Origin of the sequence: Paraburkholderia sp. SIMBA_054 (assembly GCF_046534875.1) — a bacterium.
Classification (GTDB): Bacteria; Pseudomonadota; Gammaproteobacteria; order Burkholderiales; family Burkholderiaceae; genus Paraburkholderia; species Paraburkholderia hospita.
In genome coordinates, this window is the sequence record NZ_JAWRXV010001346.1 from 1 (window position 1) to 249 (window position 249).

The 249-nt window shown below is 67.9% G+C and carries 1 protein-coding gene; it reads right to left on the reverse strand.

The features are described from left to right. Positions 1–28: 28 nt before the first annotated feature. Positions 29–249 (reverse strand): alpha/beta fold hydrolase (locus SB822_RS59470; protein ID WP_410859424.1); only part of this gene is annotated, 221 nt, incomplete at its 5' end.

A 249-nucleotide genomic window follows, 5' to 3' on the forward strand; every position in this document is an offset into this window, starting at 1 on the left:
CGCGCTCGTTGAGGGTATCGGGCGTCATTCATTGGCTCCGTTGTCCGGCGCTTGCGCGGCAGAACGTGTCGATGATCGCGGTGTACGCGGCGCTTGCTTCGATATAGCCGGCGTGCCCCGCGCGTGGCACGACTTGCAGTTGGGTGTCCGCGGCGAGCGCGAGTCGCTCGCAGGCCGCGGGTGTCGCAATCGTGTCGTCCGCGCCGACCGCGATGTGCAGCCGGCCGTTATAGCGGCCCTTCAAGTGCG